The sequence below is a fragment of the Gordonia polyisoprenivorans NBRC 16320 = JCM 10675 genome, from assembly GCF_000241325.1.
In the GTDB taxonomy this organism is placed as follows: Bacteria; Actinomycetota; Actinomycetes; order Mycobacteriales; family Mycobacteriaceae; genus Gordonia; species Gordonia polyisoprenivorans.
Genome location: NZ_BAEI01000031.1, coordinates 492,074 through 508,142 on the forward strand (window position 1 = coordinate 492,074; position 16,069 = coordinate 508,142).

Sequence of the window (16,069 nt, forward strand, 5' to 3'; positions counted from 1 at the left end):
GTCAGCCGAACCAGGGTGCGATCGGATTGCCCTGCCACCGGGTGTGTGCAGGCACCACGTCACCACGCATCACCAGCGATGCCGGGCCCACCGTCGCCGACGTCCCGATCCCCGAGGCGGGCAGCGCGACACAGTGCGGGCCCATCGTCGCACCCGGCTCCAGGACCACCCGGTCGATGGCCATCACCCGGTCGTGGAACAGGTGGGTTTGCACCACGCAGCCGCGCTCGACGGTCGCGCCGTCACCCAACGTCACCAGGTCGGCCTCGGGAAGCCAGTAGGTCTCGCACCACACCCCACGACCGATGGTGGCGCCGAGCATCCGCAACCACAGGTTCAGGATCGGCGTTCCCGTGGCGGCGTTGGCGAACCACGGTGCGGCAACGGTTTCGACGAACGCATCCGAGAGCTCGTTGCGCCACACGAACGAACTCCACAGCGGATGCTCGGAGACCACGATGCGTCCGACGACGAGCCACTTGGCGGCTGCGGCGATACAGCAGGCCGCCGCGCCCGCGACGAGCAGGATCAGTCCGCTCACCAACCCGGCGATCACGTAGTTCGCGTGAAAGGCAATGTACTGCAGACCGATCAGCATGAACAGCCCGAGCACGAACGACACCATCACCGGGATCAGACGCAGGGTCTCGATGACCGACCGGGCGACCTTCAGGCGCATCGGCGGATCAAAGGTGCGTGAGGTATCGGTGCGGGCGGCGGTGCGGCGCAACCGAACCGGCGGACTACCCAGCCAGCTCGACCCGGACTTGGCCCGATCGGGCGCCGCCGACAGCACGGCGACCAGGCCGTTCTTGGGCACCTTGCGACCCGGCCCGGCCATCCCGGAATTGCCCAGGAAGGAGCGTTTGCCGATCTTCGCGTCGTCGATGTGCAGCCAGCCGCCGCCGAGTTCGTAGGAGGCGACCATGGTGTCGTCGGCGAGAAAGGAGCCGTCGTCGATGGTGGTGAACTTCGGCAACACCAGCGCGGTCGAGATCTCGGTGCCCTTGCCGACCTTGACACCCAGGATGCGGAACCACCACGGCGTCAACAGGCTTGCGTACAGCGGGAACAGGTACGTCCGTGCCGAATCGAGCAGTCGCTCGGTCATCCACACCTGCCAGCCGACCCGCGACCGCACCGGGTGATACCCCTTGGTCATCCCCAGTGCGAGCAGCCGCACGAGCACCGCGGTGATCACGGCGAATACGCCCAGGCTCACCAGTGTGGCGGCCGGGGTCAGGATCAACGCGCGGACGGCGACGTCACGCAGCCGGTCGGCGTGCAGCGCCCAGGTGCCGATCACCACGAGTCCCGCACCCAGCGAGATCAGCGGGATCGCGGCGAGCAGCAACGACGACACCCCGTACACCGGGACCCAGCCCGATCGGCGCGGCGGGCGATGTGCGGGCCACGGATGGCCGGCCTTGCCCACCTTGACCGCGGGTGAACCGGCCCAGTGCTGGCCCTTCTTCACCCGGCCGAACACCGCCGAGCCCGGCCCGATCTCGGCGTCGCGGCCGATCACCGCGCCCGGAGCCAGCGTCGAGCGGGCGCCGATCGAGGCGCCGCGTTTGATGACGATCTCCCCGATGCGTACGACGTCGCCGTCGATCCACCATCCCGACAGGTCGACCTCGGGTTCGATCGACGCGCCCTCGCCGACGGTGAGCATGCCGGTCACCGGTGGGATGGTGTGCAGGTCGACGCCGCGGCCGATGCTCGAGCCCAGCGCACGGGCCAGGTAGATCATCCACGGCGCACCGGACATGTTCGCCGCGCCCGCGGCTTCCAACAGTCGCTCGGCCACCCACAGCCGGACGTGTACCGATCCGCCACGCGGGTAGTCGCCGGGGGTGACACCGGCCAGCAGTGCCCGCGCTCCGGCCGCGGCGATCAGCATCCGGCCCGGCGGGGTGATGAAGATCGCGAAGGCCACGATCACCACCCACCAGTTCACCTCGACCAGCCACGGCACCGAGACATCGAGCGCGCGGGCCGCGGCGCCCGCGACGTTGTTGGTCACGCCCAGCCACGTCGCCCACTGCAGACCGGTCAGCGTGGTCAGCGGCACCGACAGCAGGATCTGGGCGATACCGGTACGACGCGGGGTCGGGGTGACCTCGCGTTCGACGACGACCGTGGCCGGCGCGATCGCGTCGAGCATCCGCGCCAGCGATCCCAACCGCGGGTGATCGTAGAGGTCGGCGACGGTGACCTGCGGATACCGTTCCCGCAGCGCGGTCACCAGCTGCGCCGCGGACAGCGATCCGCCGCCCTCGGTGAAGAAGTCGGCGTCGAGGCTGGTGATGCGTGCGCCGAGGACGTCGGTCCAGCGGTCGGCGAGCCATTGTTCGGTGGCGGTGAAGTCGTCGGCGTCATCGTCGTCGTCGGTGCCCGCCCCGGGCAACGGCCAGGGCAGCGCATTGCGATCGACCTTGCCGGAGGTTCGGGTGGGCAGTTCGTCGACGAGTGCCAGTCGCGGCACCATCGGCGCCGGCAGTCGCTCGGAGAGCAGGGCATGTGCCGCCGAGACGTCGAAGTCGGGGTCGGTGGAGACCAGGTAGCCGACGAGCAGTGCGTTGCCGGCCGCCGATCGGCGTACCGCCGCTGCTGCACCGCTCACCCCCGGGAGGTGTTGCAGCGCATTGTCGATCTCGCCGAGCTCGATGCGCCGACCGCCGACCTTCACCTGATCGTCGGCGCGCCCCTGGAAGACCAGACCCTGCGCGTCGAGTCGGACGAGATCGCCGCTGCGGTAGGCGCGCTCCCAGCCGAGGGTGGGCATCGGCGCGTACTTCTCGGCGTCCTTGGCCGGGTCCAGGTAGTGGGCCAGTCCGACGCCGCCGATGATGAGTTCGCCGATCTCGCCCTCGGCGACCGGCCGGCCTTCGGCATCGACCACCGCGAGATCCCAACCGGGAAGCGGTAATCCGATCCGCACCGGTCCCTCTCCACCCAGCGGTGCCGCACAGGCCACCACCGTGGCCTCGGTGGGCCCGTAGGTGTTCCACACCTCGCGGCCCGGAACAGCAAGCCGCTCACCGAGTTCCGGTGGACACGCCTCCCCGCCGAAGATCAGCAGACGCACCGCCTCGAGAGCCTCCGGAGGCCACAGCGACGCCAGTGTCGGGACGGTGGACACCACGGTGATGTCGCGCGCCACCAGCCACGGGCCCAGGTCCATTCCGCTGCGGACGAGCGATCGCGGTGCGGGTACCAGGCACGCGCCGTTGCGCCAGGCCAGCCACATCTCCTCGCACGAGGCGTCGAAGGCCACCGACAATCCGGCCAGCACCCGGTCGCCCGGGCCGATCGGCTCGTCGGTGAGGAACAGCCGCGCTTCGGCGTCGACGAAGGCCGCGGCGTTGCGATGGGTCACCGCAACACCTTTCGGGGTCCCGGTCGATCCGGAGGTGAAGATGATCCACGCGTCGTCGGCGGTGGTGGGACGAGTGGCGCCGGCATCACCGGGCAAGGCGTCGGGTTCTTCGGGAGTCGACGTCGGGTGCACGCCGTCGGCGTCGATCAGCACGTCGATCCCGGCCTCGCCGAAGACGAGTTCGGCGCGCTCGTCGGGGTCATCGGCATCGACGGGCACGTACGCCGCACCGGCGTAGATCGCGGAGAGGATCGCGGTGTAGAGGTCCCGCGACCCCGACGGCATCCGGATACCGACACGCCCGCCGCGCCGCACCCCGGCCGCCGCGAGACGGTCGGCGCCGCGGCGGATCACCGCGCGCAGTTGCGCGTAGCTGTACACCCGCTCACCGTCGTCGATCGCGGGCGCATCGGGGTATCGGGCGGCGGTCTCGTCGAGGATGTCACAGAGTGTTCGCGGGTCGCTGGCCTGCGACGACAGCAAATACTGTGCTGGGATCTCCACACTCACCACCGTTGTCTAGACATGGAACGAGAAATATATCGCGACTCGTCGACGAGTTGCGCCGGACACGGGTGAACGGAAGGTGTCGATCGTCTCCGTTCGCCCGCCCGCGGTGACCCTGCACGCAAAGGCTGCCGAACAACCGGAACGAACTCTGATCTCGGTGTAGGTTCGCTTACACCAGAGGTTGGAGCTGACCCGTCCACACCGGTCATGCCCCATCGGACCCGCCCGACGCCGGCACAGGAGGTATTCGGTATGCCGATCGTCCAACACCGCAAGGCCAGCGCGCTCTCGTATCCGATCTGGGTGGGCAGCCGACTGTTCCTGAAACCGTTGCTGTCGCTGTGGCCGCTCAACCGGGAGGGAATGGCCGGACTCTTCCTCATCGATCGCATGTTCGCCGTCGGGCCCAAACCGCACAACGTCGTCCGGGAGCAGATTCGCCTCGGTGACCGGCCGGCCGAGGTGATCCTGCCCACCGGCCCCTCACGCCGGGACTCCGACACCGCGATCCTCTACCTGCACGGCGGCGCCTTCGTCGTCGGCGGGGTGGGGACGCACCGGTCGATCGCGGCGCGACTCTCGCGCGCCTGCGAGGTGCCGGTGTTCTCTCTCGTCTACCGACAGCTGCCCGCGGCCGGGGTCGGTACCTCGGTCAGCGACGCGATGTCGGCCTACCGGGAGTTGCTGACCGAACGCGGATACCGACGCGTCGTCGTCGCCGGCGATTCGGCGGGTGGATTCCTGGCCGCCAAGGTCGTCGAAGGGGCTGCCGCACAAGGACTCCCGGCACCTGCAGCGCTGATCGGGTTCTCGCCGCTGTTGGATCTCGATCTGGCCGACAATCCCGACCGCAGCAGCCGTTCCGACGCCTACATCCCCTTGTCTCAGCTGGTCAAGCTCGCGCCGCACTTCTTGCGCGGCCCGGTCGCCTTCACCGGGGTGCGCCGCATCGCCGACCTCGAGCTGGAGGACTTCCCCCCGACCATCATGATCACCGCGGAGAACGAACTGCTCGAACCCGATGTCATCGACCTCGTCGAGAATCTCGACGAGGCGGGGGTCCGGGCGGAGGCGCACAGCTATTCGTGGCAGATTCACGCGTTCCCGGTCTTCGGTTCGCATCATCGCGAGACACTGGAGGCCATCGAGGTGTCGGCCGAGTTCGCCGGCCGCGCGATCCGAGAGGCGAAGAGCGCTGACGACCGAGAGAACAAGTGGGCCGGATGACGAGCGGGACCAGCCCGCGCGCGTAGCCGGCGCGCCGGATGCGCGGTTCACGCTGGCGGCCGAGCGCACGCTGCTCGCGTGGGTTCGGACGTCGCTGGGGTTTCTGGCCGGCGGTGTCGCGATCGTCTACGTGGCTCCCGACATCACCGATCGCACACTGGAGACGACGCTCGGCCTGGTGATGGTGGCGCTCGGGTGTGCGATCGCCGTCATGGGCGGTTGGCGGTGGCGCCGGACCGATCGTGCGCTGCGTGAGGGTGGCCCGATGCCGGGGTCCTCGCATCTGCTGGTGGTGGTCGCTGCCATAGTGGTGATTGCGGTGGCGATCGCGTTGACGATCGTCATCGGGCACTGAGTACTTCCCGAGCCACAGACCAGGAGGGTCGGCGTCACCATGACCGATCACCAGTTCCAGAGCGCCGCGCAGACCTTCTCGCGGGGCATGGTGACCATCGGGGCGATCATCGTGATGGTCTGCGTCGGCTTCCTCACCTACATGTGGTGGCGCGACGGCCGGTGGCTGTGGGTCACCCTCGGCATCGTCCTGATCGTGGTGAACATCGCGATGCTCGTGATGACCTACCGCAAGGCGCGGCTCACCCCGCCCGCACAGCCCGCGGACGACGAGGACTCCTAGCCTCCTCAGTCGCCCCCGTTCTCCTCGATGTCGTTGTCGTCCTCGGGCGCAGCTTTCACTGCCAGCACGGGGATCGGCGATTTCAGCAGGAGGCGTTGGCTGATGCTGCCCAGCATCAGTTTTCCGACGGGTGTGCGTCGCTTGACACCGATCACCAGGCGGGTGGCGTGTCGATCGGAGATCTCGTCGAGTACCGCGTCGACGGGATCGCGGTCGTCACGCCCGACCCGATCGACGACCGTGATCTGCTGATCTGATGCGAGTGCGGTGGCGTCCAGTGGCGTGAGCCCGAGATTGACGGCGACGAGCGGGGTGTCGAGGCGCCGGGCCTCGTCGGCTGCGGCGGCCAGCGCCGCTCGGCCCTCCGCGCTGTGTGCTACGGCAACGATGATGGTCATGGGTATCTCCGAGGAAGGGGTGGGGGATGGGGAATCGATGGGGTCACGAGCGGGGGAACTCGCCGCGCGCGAAGTGTTCCTCGAGTTCTTCGAGAGATCTTCCGCTGGTGTTGGGCAACATCTTCCACAGGAAGCCGATGCAGATCAGGCCCAGGACGAAGAACACGAGGTACGAGCCCGTAAGTCCGGTGAGGTTGAGCATGATCGGGAATCCGTAGGTGAGAACGGCATTGGTCACCCAGAGCATGAGAACCGCTGCACCCATACCGAAGCCGCGCAGGCGCAGTGGGAACATCTCCGAAAGGCACACCCACACAGGTACATTGAGCATGGTCTGCATGGAGAAGACGAACAGGCCGATGAGAGCCAGGATCAGGTAGGCCTTGAGGGTGCCCTCCGGCAAGAAAGTCGCCGCGGTCACGATCAGGCCGTGGCACACGGTGGTGGCGATGAAACCGCTGATGATCAGCTTGCGTCGTGGCACCCGGTCGATGAGCACGAACAGGCAGATGACCGATCCGATGACTCCGAGCGCGCCGGGCACGGCCGCGTTGACCACCAGGGCGGTGCCTTTGTCGAAGCCCGCGGTGATCAGCAGCTGCTGGCCGTAATAGAGGACCGAGTTGATACCGGTGCATTGTTGCGCGATCGCCAGGCCGACGGCGGCGATCAGGAGGCGACGCACCCAAGGAACCGCAAGATCGGCGAAACCGCCTGTCTGAGATTCCTTTTCCTCTTCGGCGAGAATTTCGACCTCGGCCATCTCGGCTCGCGCGCGGTCCTCTGTCCGCACCTGCATGAGCACGGCGAGCGCGTCGTCGTGGCGGCCTTGCGAGATGAGCCAGCGTGGGGATTCCGGCATCCGCAGCATGCCGACGAACAGGAAGACGGCCGGGATGGCACAGACAGCGAGCATGTATCGCCACACGCCGTCGTGGTCGCCCCAGATGTTGCCGATGATGGCGTTGATCACGAATGCGAGCAGCTGGCCGGTGACGATGACGAGTTCGTTGCGACCGGCGAGTCGCCCGCGTCTCTCGGTGGGAGCGAGCTCTGCGAGATAGACAGGCACGGTGACCGACGCACCGCCGACGCCCAGTCCCAGGATGAAACGCGCGGGTAGCATGACGCCGAGGTCGGGGGCGAACACGGCGCCGAAGGTGCCGACGAAGAAGACCACGGCGAGGATGGTCAAGGTCTTCTTGCGGCCGAGGGCGTCGTTCATCCGGCCGCCGACCAGGGCGCCGACGGCCGCGCCGATGAGAAGTGCGGCGCCGATCAGGCCCTCGGTGGTCGAGGTCAGACCGAGGTCGCGCGTCATCGGTTCGAGTGCGCCGTTGAGCACTCCGGTGTCATAACCGAAGAGCAATCCGCCGAACGTCGCGACGACCGCGATCAGGTCCAGCCGGCGTTGATGAGGTCCGGGCCGGAGCGGCGGGAGGGCGTGCTCTGCCTTTGCAGAGAGGTTGTGGGACATGGGTATTCCAGTTCTCGGAAGATGAGTGTGGGCTGTGCTCAGAGAGCGGGGGTGAAAGCGGCGCGAAAGGCGTCGAGCGCAGCATCAGAATCGGTGCGGGCCCATGCCTCGAGCCCGACGACGCCGTCGTATCCGATGCGGTTGAGGGCTGCGGCGACGCCGCGGTAGTTGATCTCGCCGGTGCCGGGTTCGCAGCGACCGGGAACGTCGGCGACCTGGATCTCACCGATGAACGGCAGTGCCTCGGTGACGAGTTCGATGAGATTCCCCTCGCCGATCTGCGCGTGATAGAGGTCGAGGTTCAGGCGCAGATTCGGGTGATCGACGGCCCGCACGAGGGCCAGGGTGTCGGCGGCTGCGGCGAACGGCGTGCCGGGGTGATCGACCGCGAGATTCAGATTCTCCAGGACGAACACGCGTCCCGCATTTGCGCCGAGTTCGGCGATACGCCGCAGCGTGTCGGCGGCGCGCAGCCACATTGCGGGGGTGACCACCTCCACGGGATGTACCGGCAGCCCGCGCTCGCCCAGACCGGTGCCGTGCAGGTTCAGCCGTGGGCAGTCCAACCGCTGTGCGGCGATCAACGACTCCGCGGCTGTGGCGAGGAGCTCGGCGATGCCGTCGTCGGTGGTGAGATCGCCTCGCAAATAGCCGGTCATCGAAGAGAATTCGGCCCCGGAGGCGGCTAGTGCGTCGAGATCCTTGGTCGCCCAGTCCCAGATCTCGACGAGCATGCCGTGTTCGGTGATCCGTTTGACGCGATCACCGAAGGGCTGATCCAGATAGAGCATTTCCGCGCACGCGGCCAGACGGACGCTCATGCCGCCACCCCCGTGGAGTTCTCGATGGCGGAGACGGTGACGGTCGAACCGGTTTCGACGCTGCGGATCGCGGCGAGCGCGATCGACAGTGCGGTCCGGGCGTCGTTGCCGCCGACCAGAGACGACTCTCCGTTCCGAACCGCGTCGGTGAATGCGGTGAGCTCGGCGAGGTAGGCCGATCGGAGCAGGTCGGTGTCGCGTCGGGCGGTGTCGACGGCGATGCCGTCAGCGGAATAGCACGTCATATCGGTGCGGCGGATGTCGCCTGCGGTGACCATCCCGCCGGAACCGAAGACCTCACCGCGCACGTCGTAGCCGTACATGGCGGAGAAGCTCGCTTCGGCGGTCGCCATCGCACCGTTGTCGAAGACGATGGTGACCACGGCGGTATCGAGGTGTCCAGACGACTTCGCGTCGGGCCGGACGAGTGCGTCGGCGTGAGCGGTGACCGTCACTGGTGCGGCCCCCGGGTTGAGATAGCAGAGCGTGTCGAAGTCGTGGATCAGTGTCTCCAGGAAGATCGTCCACTGCGGGATGCGTGCCGGGTCAGCGGTGAACGGCCCGGGGTCGCGGGTCAGCGACCGGAGCAGGTGCGGGGTGCCGATGCGACCGGCGTCTATCGCTTCGCGGGCGGCGACGAAGCCGGGGGCGAAACGCCGATTGAAGCCCACCTGCAAGACGATGCGGGCGTCGGTGGCGGCTGCGATCGCGCGGTCCGCGTCGGCGAGTGTGACGGCCATCGGCTTCTCGACGAAGACGTGCTTACCCGCGGCCGCGGCCTCGACGACCAGGTCGGTGTGGGTGCGCGCCGGTGTGGTGATCAGCACCGCGTCGACGTCGGGACGAGCGAGCACCACCTGCGCCGAATGTTCGCAGTCGACACCGAGTCGTTCGGCGAGGGCGTCGGCGGCGGGGGTGGGGTCGGCGACGGCGACGAGTTCGGCGCCCGGAACGTGCCGGGCGATCAACTCGGCGTGGCTCGATCCGATGCGGCCGGCGCCGATCAGGGCGACGCGTACCGGGGTCGGTCGCTGCGGTGATGGTTGCGATGGGGACTGCGGGGTCATGGCTCTCTCCTGTGGGCGGACCAACGTCGACTAGTACGTTCTAGTAGTACGTTCTAGGGATGTTAGCCACATCACTCCGGGAGGGTCAAGCGCCCGACGGACACATCAGGGTCGGGGTGCATCATGATGGACGGACGGTGGTGGGGACACATGCGAGCGAGGGAGCGGCGATGGCCTCAGGGCGACCGACGATGGCCGATGTCGCCGCGGCGGCCGGGGTCTCGACGGCGCTGGTCTCGATCGTGTTCCGGGAGGTGCCCGGTGCGAGTGAGGCCACACGTGAACGGGTCAAACGCGTCGCCGACGAACTCGGCTACGTCCCCGACCGGCACGCACAAAAGCTTCGGCAGATCCGATCCGGTCTGCTCGGTGTCACATTCGAGTTGCAACAGCCTTTTCACGGCGACCTCGTCGAACAGCTGTATCCGGCCATGACGGACCGCGGCTACGACCTTGTGCTCAGCGGGATCGCACCGACTCGGGATGAGAAGACGGCCATCGAGGCGCTGGTACGCGAACGATGCGAAGCGCTCATCCTTCTCGGTTCGCGGTTGGGGCCTGCTGATCTCGGGGAACTGGCCCACCGTGTTCCGGTCCAGGTGGTGGCCCGCGCGCCCGGGGTCGACACGGTGGGAGCGGTCCGCATGGACGACGACCTCGGGATCATCCTCGGGGTGGATCACCTGGCCGTCCTCGGCCATCGCCGTATCGCCTACATCGACGGCGGGGACGCGCCGGGTAGCGGTGACCGGGTGTCCGGGTTCCTCAGGCGTACAACAGAACTGGGAATCGACGGGCGAGTGGTACACGGGGGCTCCGCCGAGACCGACGGTGTCAGCGCCATGACCGCGCTTCTCGATCAGGGCGACACGGCGACGGCGGTCATGGCTTTCAACGACCGCGTGGCGATCGGCGTCCTCGACGTTCTCGTCCGCCGAGGCAAGTCTGTGCCCGAGGACATTTCGGTCATGGGATACGACGACTCCCGGCTGTCACGACTCGCGCATATCGACCTGTCCACGATTGCCCAGGACACCGACCGACTCGCGCATGAGGTCGTCGCGCAGGCCGTCGGTCAGCTCGGCGGTCATGCGGTGAGCGATATCGTCCTACCGCCGACACTGATCGCGCGGCGCACCACCGGCCGCGCACCCGAGAGCTGAACCCGCGGAACCGCCAAACGCCCTACGCCCCGGCCGCGCAGCACGCCTCGTCGTCGTCGGCGGCGAACTGGGTGCGATAGAGCTGTGCGTACCGACCGCCTCGTGCGAGAAGCGTGGGGTGGTCACCGCGTTCGACGATCCGGCCGTCCTCGATGACGGCGATCTGATCGGCGGCGCGGATCGTCGAGAGGCGATGCGCGATGACGATGGAGGTGCGTCCGGCCAGGGCTTCGCCGAGGGCTTCGGAGACCGCGGCTTCCGACGTCGAATCCAGATGTGCGGTGGCCTCGTCGAGGATCACCACCGACGGTCTCGCCAGGAGCAGTCGCGCGATGGTCAACCGTTGCCGCTCACCGCCGGAGAGCCGGTAGCCGCGCTCGCCGACGACGGTGTCGAGGCCCTCGGGCAGCGACGCGATCAACTCCTCGAGTCGGGCCCGGCGCAGCGCCTCCCAGATCTCGTCGTCGGATGCCTCCGGCTGTGCCAGAACCAGATTGGCGCGGACGGTGTCGTGGAAGAGGTGGCCGTCCTGGGTGACCAGCCCGACGGTGTGGTGCACGGTGGTGGCGGTGAGGTCACGCAGATCCACGCCGTTGAGCTCGATACCGCCGTCATCGACGTCATAAAGCCGGGTGGCCAGCGATGCGATGGTCGACTTGCCCGCGCCGGAGCTGCCGACGAGGGCGAGCATGCCGCCTGCGGGGACGTCGAGGTCGATGTGGTGCAACACCGTCTGACCGCCCCGATTATCCAGTTGCGCAACCTCTTCCAGGGAGGCCAGCGACACCTTGTCGGCCGACGGGTAGGCGAACGACACGTCCCGGAAGCGCACCGACACCCCGGCGTCGGAGCGGGGTAGGTCGACGGCGTCGGGCTTGTCGACGATCAATGGTCGCAGGTCGAGCACCTCGAAGACCCGCTCGAAACTGACCAGCGCACTCATGATCTCGACGCGGGCGTTGGCCAGTGCGGTCAGCGGCGCGTACATGCGAGTGAGCAGCAGGGCCAGGGAGACGACGGCCCCGGCCGACAGGTGCTGGTGCACGGCCAGCCAGCCCCCGAGTCCGTACACCAACGCCAGTGCCAGCGCGGAGACCAACGTCAGCGCCGTCATGAACACCGTCTGCAGCATGGCCCGCCGAACCCCGATGTCGCGCACACGATCCGCGCGGTCGGCGAACTCCGCCGACTCCTGCTCCGGGCGTCCGAACAGTTTGACCAGCGTCGCTCCCGGAGCGGAGAACCGTTCGGTCATCTGCGTCGACATGCGGGCGTTGTGCTCGGCGGCCTCCCGTGACAATGCGGCCATCCGCCTGCCGAGGCGGCGGGCCGGAATGACGAAGACAGGCAACAGGATCAACGCCAGGACCGTGATCTGCCAGCTGATCGCGATCATCACGCCGAGCGTCAGCACCAGTGTCACCAGATTCGACACGACGCCCGAGAGCGTGTCGCTGAATGCACGTTGGGCGCCGATGACGTCGTTGTTCAGCCGACTCACCAGGGCGCCGGTGCGGGTACGGGTGAAGAACGCGATGGGCATGCGCTGGACGTGGTCGAAGACCGCGCGGCGCAGATCCAGGATGAGACCCTCGCCGATGTTGGCCGAGAGCCATCGCGTCACCACCGACGCGGCCGCCTCGGCCACCGCGATCACGGCGATCAGACCGGCGAAGCCCGCGATGGCCGCGGCGGCACCGGAGTCCTGCGCGGTGATCAGGTTGACCACGTGCCCGGCCAGCAGTGGTGTCACCACCGTCAGTACGGCGGTGAAGATCGACAACACCAGGAAGGCGACGATCCGGCGGGCATGCGGGCGGGCGAAGCCGCCGATCCGGCGCAGTGTGCCGCGACGGTCGGGGCTGCGGGGCGTGCCGTCGGGGGAGGTCATCGATTTGTACATGACGTCCCACGCGACCGATTCCATACTCATGGCAGCCAGGTTAGAACTTCAAGTGAACTTGATGTCCAGAACCCGAAGCAGAACGGAAGCAGAACGACTGGTCCGGAATACGAGAAGGGCCCGCACCGAGACCTCGGGGAGAGGTGACGGTACGGGCCCTCGTCGAGGGGGCCGTGAGTGTCAGCCGGCGGCCTGCGCCAGCGGCGTCCCGATGTTGTCGACGACGTAACCGAGGCTGAGCACGGTCTGCCAGCCGAACGCCTTCTCGAGTTCGCCCTCGAGGTAGACGCTGTGGTTGTCCTTGACCGCGGGCAGGTTGGCCAGCGCACTCTGGTCCAGGACCGTCTGCTTGCCCTTGGGGGCGTAGGACAGCTGATCCCACACGATCACGTCGGTGTCGAGCTTGCGGGCTTCCTCCAGCGACAGCGTCGCATAGAACTTGTCCCCGGCGGCCTGATCGACCTGGGTGTTCGGCGCGAAGCCGAGCGAGGTGAAGAACTGCGTGCGGGGATCGGCCGCGGAGAACGCCGACAGTGCGCTGCCGTCGTAGGTGGCGACGCTGATCGTCTTGCCCTTCCAATTCGGGTGGGCGGCACCGAGGTCGGTGATCTTCTTCTTCACGCCTGCAACGAGCTCGGCAGCCTTCTTGGGCTGTCCGACCGCGGCACCGATCTCCTCGGTGGTCACGTCCCACGGCTGCTCGTAGTCGGCGTAGTCGGCCTTCTGCGCGATCACCGGGGCGATCTTGGACAGCGCGTCGTAGGTGTCCTTGTCGATGCCGGAGTAGACGGCGACGATCAGATCCGGCTTCATCGAGGCGATGGCTTCCGGATCGATCTCCTCGGCGTTGTAGATCTCCGGCTTCTGGCCCTTGAGCAGATCGGTGGCCCATGCGCCGACCGCAGCGCCCTTGGTGGTGGTCATGCCGTCCCAGTTGCGCACCGTCACCGGCACCACGCCGAGTGCGAGCAATGCGTCCTGGTCGGTGTAGCCCAGCGACACCACGCGCTTGGGTACTGCGGTGACCTCGGTGGAACCGAACTTGTGGGTGATGGTCGCCGGCAGTGCACCCTGCTCGGCCGCCGGCGCCGCACTCGACGACGAGTCGTCGGAATCCGAGCCGCAGGCCGTGAGGAGCGCCGCCACCAGGGCGACGAGCGCCATCAGGATCGCACCACCACGAATTTTGTTGAACGTCACCATATCTCCTGTGTTCTCTCGGCGAAGCCGATCAGATTTCGTCCACATAACCGGCACGCGTGCCGAAGTACTCGGTAGCCGGTACCTCCCGGCCGTCGTCGAGGCGTAGACGATCGAGGACGATCGCCGGGGCCGGACGATTGGGGGCGTCGGAGCCGCACACCACCGCGATACCGCCTTCGCATTCGACGGTGACGCGTCCGGGGGTGCCGCCGAAGCGGCCCCGCGAGACGTGCGCGCGGATCACCCGCAGCCGCTCACCGCGGAATCGGAAGTGCGCGTTCGGGTACGGGTCGGACTGGGCGCGCACCAACAACTCGATGTCGGCGGCACTCGCGGTGAAGTCGATCCGGGACTCGCGGTCGGAGCGCTTGTGGAAATATGTGGCGCGAGCCGGGTCCTGCTGGTGATCGGTGAGGGTGCCCTCGGCGAGGGCCGACAGCGTCGAGAGCACCAGGGGCTCGATCAACTCGGTGGTCGCCGCCACCAGTTCGGTGGTGGTGGCGCTCGGTCCCACCGGAATCGCCTGCTGCGCCACGATCGGGCCGCCGTCGAGCGTCTCGTCCATGCGGTGGACCGTCACCCCGACGCGGCTCTCCCGATTGAGCAGGGCCCAGAGGACTGGCGAGAATCCCGCGTACTCGGGCAGCAGGGAGTCGTGGACGTTGAGGGTGCCGTGGGTGGGCAGGTCGAAGACACTCTTGGGCAACCACGTCCGCCAGTTGTTGGCCAGGATCACGTCGGGCTTCGCCTGGTGTACCGCGTCGATCAGGGCGTCGTCGGCCCGCTGGGCCACGTGGACCGGTACACCGTGAGCCTGTGCGAGATCCTCGACGGAGTCGCTGAACATCTGCTCGTAGGGGTGGGAGCTGGTGGGATGGGTGACGGCCAGGACGACGTCGTGCCCCGATTTCAGGGCCGCGGTGAGAGTCCGGTGTCCCCAGGTCTGATAACCGAAGGTCACTACGCGCACCACGGTAGGTTAGTGGAGCCTTAGCTTATGAGTCAATTCCACGAAAGGGTCAAAATGCCCGTCTCCGCTGACCTGCTCGCACCGCACGCCGACGTTGTCTTCGATCTCGTGGACGAGCGCAGATCGCCGTGCTGGCCGCGGTATCGCGTCCTGCCCGACGGCAGCGCCGAGGCCTTGCTGGTCACCGACCTCGACGCGCGTGGCGCCACCGTCGTCCGCGAGGACGGCGGTCCGACGGTCGGGTTCGTGCCGATCGCGGCCGACGATCTCGCGGCGCTGGTGGGTGGCGCGTCGTTGCCGCTGCCCGAGGCGCCCGGCGTCGCCCGCCTCGAGATCGCCTTTCCGGCAACCAGTTATCGCATCGCGCCCGGTGACGATGCACCCGGCGCCGACCCGTTCAACGCCGACAGCCCGGGTGGGCTGGTGTCGCTGCTCACCCATCCGCACGCGCCGCGGTCGGGGCTCGACGGGGTGGACCTGTGGCGACCGGATTCGCCCGACGGGGCCGCCGAGGCGGCCGAAGGTGCTCGCCCGCAGCGTATCCGGCTCGACCGCGGTGTCCTCGGCCGTCGCGCGACGATGCACCTGAGCGCTCCGCGACGGCCCGCCGCCGACGGCGTCGTCCCGGTGGTGCTGCTGCTCGACGGCGATGACTGGCTGCACCTGTATCCGCTGTCGTCCGCGCTGGCCGCCGCGGCCGCCGGATCGTCCGAGTGGGTGTCGGTGCTCGACTCGGTGGCACTGGCCTACCTGCCCGCACCGCTCGACCGGTCGGCGCGGGAGGACGAACTGACCTCAGCGGCAACGGCATCCGCGGTGGCGACGTCGGTGCTGGCCGCCGTGGACGCCGATCTCGTCGGGCGGGGGCTGCGTCGCGGGTACACCGTCCTGGCCGCGCAGAGCCTCGGCGGAATCGCCGCGGTGCGTGCCGCGGTGGCCGCCGCGCGCGCGGGCTCGGCGACACAGGGTATCGATGCCGTTGTCGCACAATCACCCTCGTTCTGGTGGCCGGCTCCGGCGGCGGGCGGGCCACTCGACGGACCCGACGGTGGTGCGGTCCTCGGAGAACTCGACGACGACACGCTCGACCTCTCGGCGCCGGCCCGCTCGTTCCGGTTCACCGTCGGCAGTGGCGAGCCCGCCATGCACCGGCACATCGACGCGGTGCGCGCCGCGCTCGCCGACCGCGGCGCCCGGGCGACCATGCGCGTCATCGACGGCGGCCACGATCATGCCGTGTGGCGGCTCGCGCTGGTCCGTGACCTCTGCGACGAACTCACCACACGGCACTGAACCTGCTGTGAACAACCT

13 protein-coding genes are annotated in these 16,069 nt (G+C 68.1%); 5 read left to right on the plus strand and 8 right to left on the minus strand.

Features of this window, described 5'->3' with window-relative positions:
• Position 1: 1 nt before the first annotated feature.
• Positions 2-3,895: a Pls/PosA family non-ribosomal peptide synthetase gene (locus tag GOPIP_RS09595; RefSeq protein WP_020172556.1), complete on the minus strand. Its 3,894-nt coding sequence runs from the start codon at positions 3,893-3,895 to the stop codon at positions 2-4.
• 249 nt (positions 3,896-4,144) lie between these two features.
• On the opposite strand from GOPIP_RS09595, the gene GOPIP_RS09600 reads away from it, so the two are divergent.
• Genes GOPIP_RS09600 through GOPIP_RS09610 form a run of 3 tightly spaced genes read left to right on the plus strand, consistent with a single transcriptional unit; the run spans position 4,145 to position 5,756 of the window.
• A complete protein-coding gene (locus tag GOPIP_RS09600; RefSeq protein WP_006369453.1) occupies positions 4,145-5,119 on the plus strand; it encodes an alpha/beta hydrolase in 975 nt (324 codons plus the stop codon).
• A 52-nt stretch (positions 5,120-5,171) separates the two neighbouring features.
• Positions 5,172-5,474 carry a YidH family protein gene (locus tag GOPIP_RS09605; RefSeq protein ID WP_079931337.1) on the plus strand — a complete coding sequence of 101 codons (303 nt, stop codon included), beginning with the start codon at positions 5,172-5,174 and terminating at the stop codon, positions 5,472-5,474.
• Positions 5,475-5,513: 39 nt separating this feature from the next.
• A complete protein-coding gene (locus GOPIP_RS09610) occupies positions 5,514-5,756 on the plus strand; it encodes a hypothetical protein (RefSeq protein ID WP_006369455.1) in 243 nt (80 codons plus the stop codon).
• A gap of 5 nt (positions 5,757-5,761) precedes the next feature.
• Here GOPIP_RS09610 and GOPIP_RS09615 read toward each other — a convergent pair whose 3' ends face one another.
• Genes GOPIP_RS09615 through GOPIP_RS09630 form a run of 4 tightly spaced genes read right to left on the minus strand, consistent with a single transcriptional unit; the run spans position 5,762 to position 9,519 of the window.
• Positions 5,762-6,154, minus strand: coding sequence for a universal stress protein (locus GOPIP_RS09615; protein WP_006369456.1), 393 nt, complete (start codon positions 6,152-6,154; stop codon positions 5,762-5,764).
• Positions 6,155-6,197: 43 nt separating this feature from the next.
• On the minus strand, positions 6,198-7,631 hold the full coding sequence (locus GOPIP_RS09620; RefSeq protein ID WP_006369457.1) for a sugar porter family MFS transporter: 1,434 nt from the start codon (positions 7,629-7,631) through the stop codon (positions 6,198-6,200).
• Between the two features lie 38 nt (positions 7,632-7,669).
• On the minus strand, positions 7,670-8,452 hold the full coding sequence (locus GOPIP_RS09625; RefSeq protein WP_006369458.1) for a TIM barrel protein: 783 nt from the start codon (positions 8,450-8,452) through the stop codon (positions 7,670-7,672).
• On the minus strand, positions 8,449-9,519 hold the full coding sequence (locus GOPIP_RS09630) for a Gfo/Idh/MocA family oxidoreductase (RefSeq protein ID WP_006369459.1): 1,071 nt from the start codon (positions 9,517-9,519) through the stop codon (positions 8,449-8,451). Before GOPIP_RS09630 ends, GOPIP_RS09625 begins: the two co-directional genes overlap by 4 nt.
• A gap of 170 nt (positions 9,520-9,689) precedes the next feature.
• Between GOPIP_RS09630 and GOPIP_RS09635 the strand changes: the two genes are divergently transcribed.
• Entirely contained in the window at positions 9,690-10,682 is a 993-nt protein-coding gene (locus tag GOPIP_RS09635) for a LacI family DNA-binding transcriptional regulator (RefSeq protein WP_006369460.1), read from the plus strand.
• A gap of 22 nt (positions 10,683-10,704) precedes the next feature.
• Here the strand turns inward: GOPIP_RS09635 and GOPIP_RS09640 are convergent, their stop codons facing one another.
• The 3 genes from GOPIP_RS09640 to GOPIP_RS09650 form a co-directional block, all read right to left on the minus strand.
• On the minus strand, positions 10,705-12,615 hold the full coding sequence (locus tag GOPIP_RS09640) for an ABC transporter ATP-binding protein (protein WP_006369461.1): 1,911 nt from the start codon (positions 12,613-12,615) through the stop codon (positions 10,705-10,707).
• Positions 12,616-12,765: 150 nt separating this feature from the next.
• On the minus strand, positions 12,766-13,788 hold the full coding sequence (locus GOPIP_RS09645) for an iron-siderophore ABC transporter substrate-binding protein (protein WP_006369462.1): 1,023 nt from the start codon (positions 13,786-13,788) through the stop codon (positions 12,766-12,768).
• A gap of 28 nt (positions 13,789-13,816) precedes the next feature.
• Positions 13,817-14,758 carry a methionyl-tRNA formyltransferase gene (locus GOPIP_RS09650; RefSeq protein WP_020172555.1) on the minus strand — a complete coding sequence of 314 codons (942 nt, stop codon included), beginning with the start codon at positions 14,756-14,758 and terminating at the stop codon, positions 13,817-13,819.
• Positions 14,759-14,812: 54 nt separating this feature from the next.
• Between GOPIP_RS09650 and GOPIP_RS09655 the strand changes: the two genes are divergently transcribed.
• Positions 14,813-16,051, plus strand: coding sequence for an alpha/beta hydrolase-fold protein (locus GOPIP_RS09655; protein ID WP_020172554.1), 1,239 nt, complete (start codon positions 14,813-14,815; stop codon positions 16,049-16,051).
• The last annotated feature ends 18 nt before the right edge of the window (positions 16,052-16,069 follow it).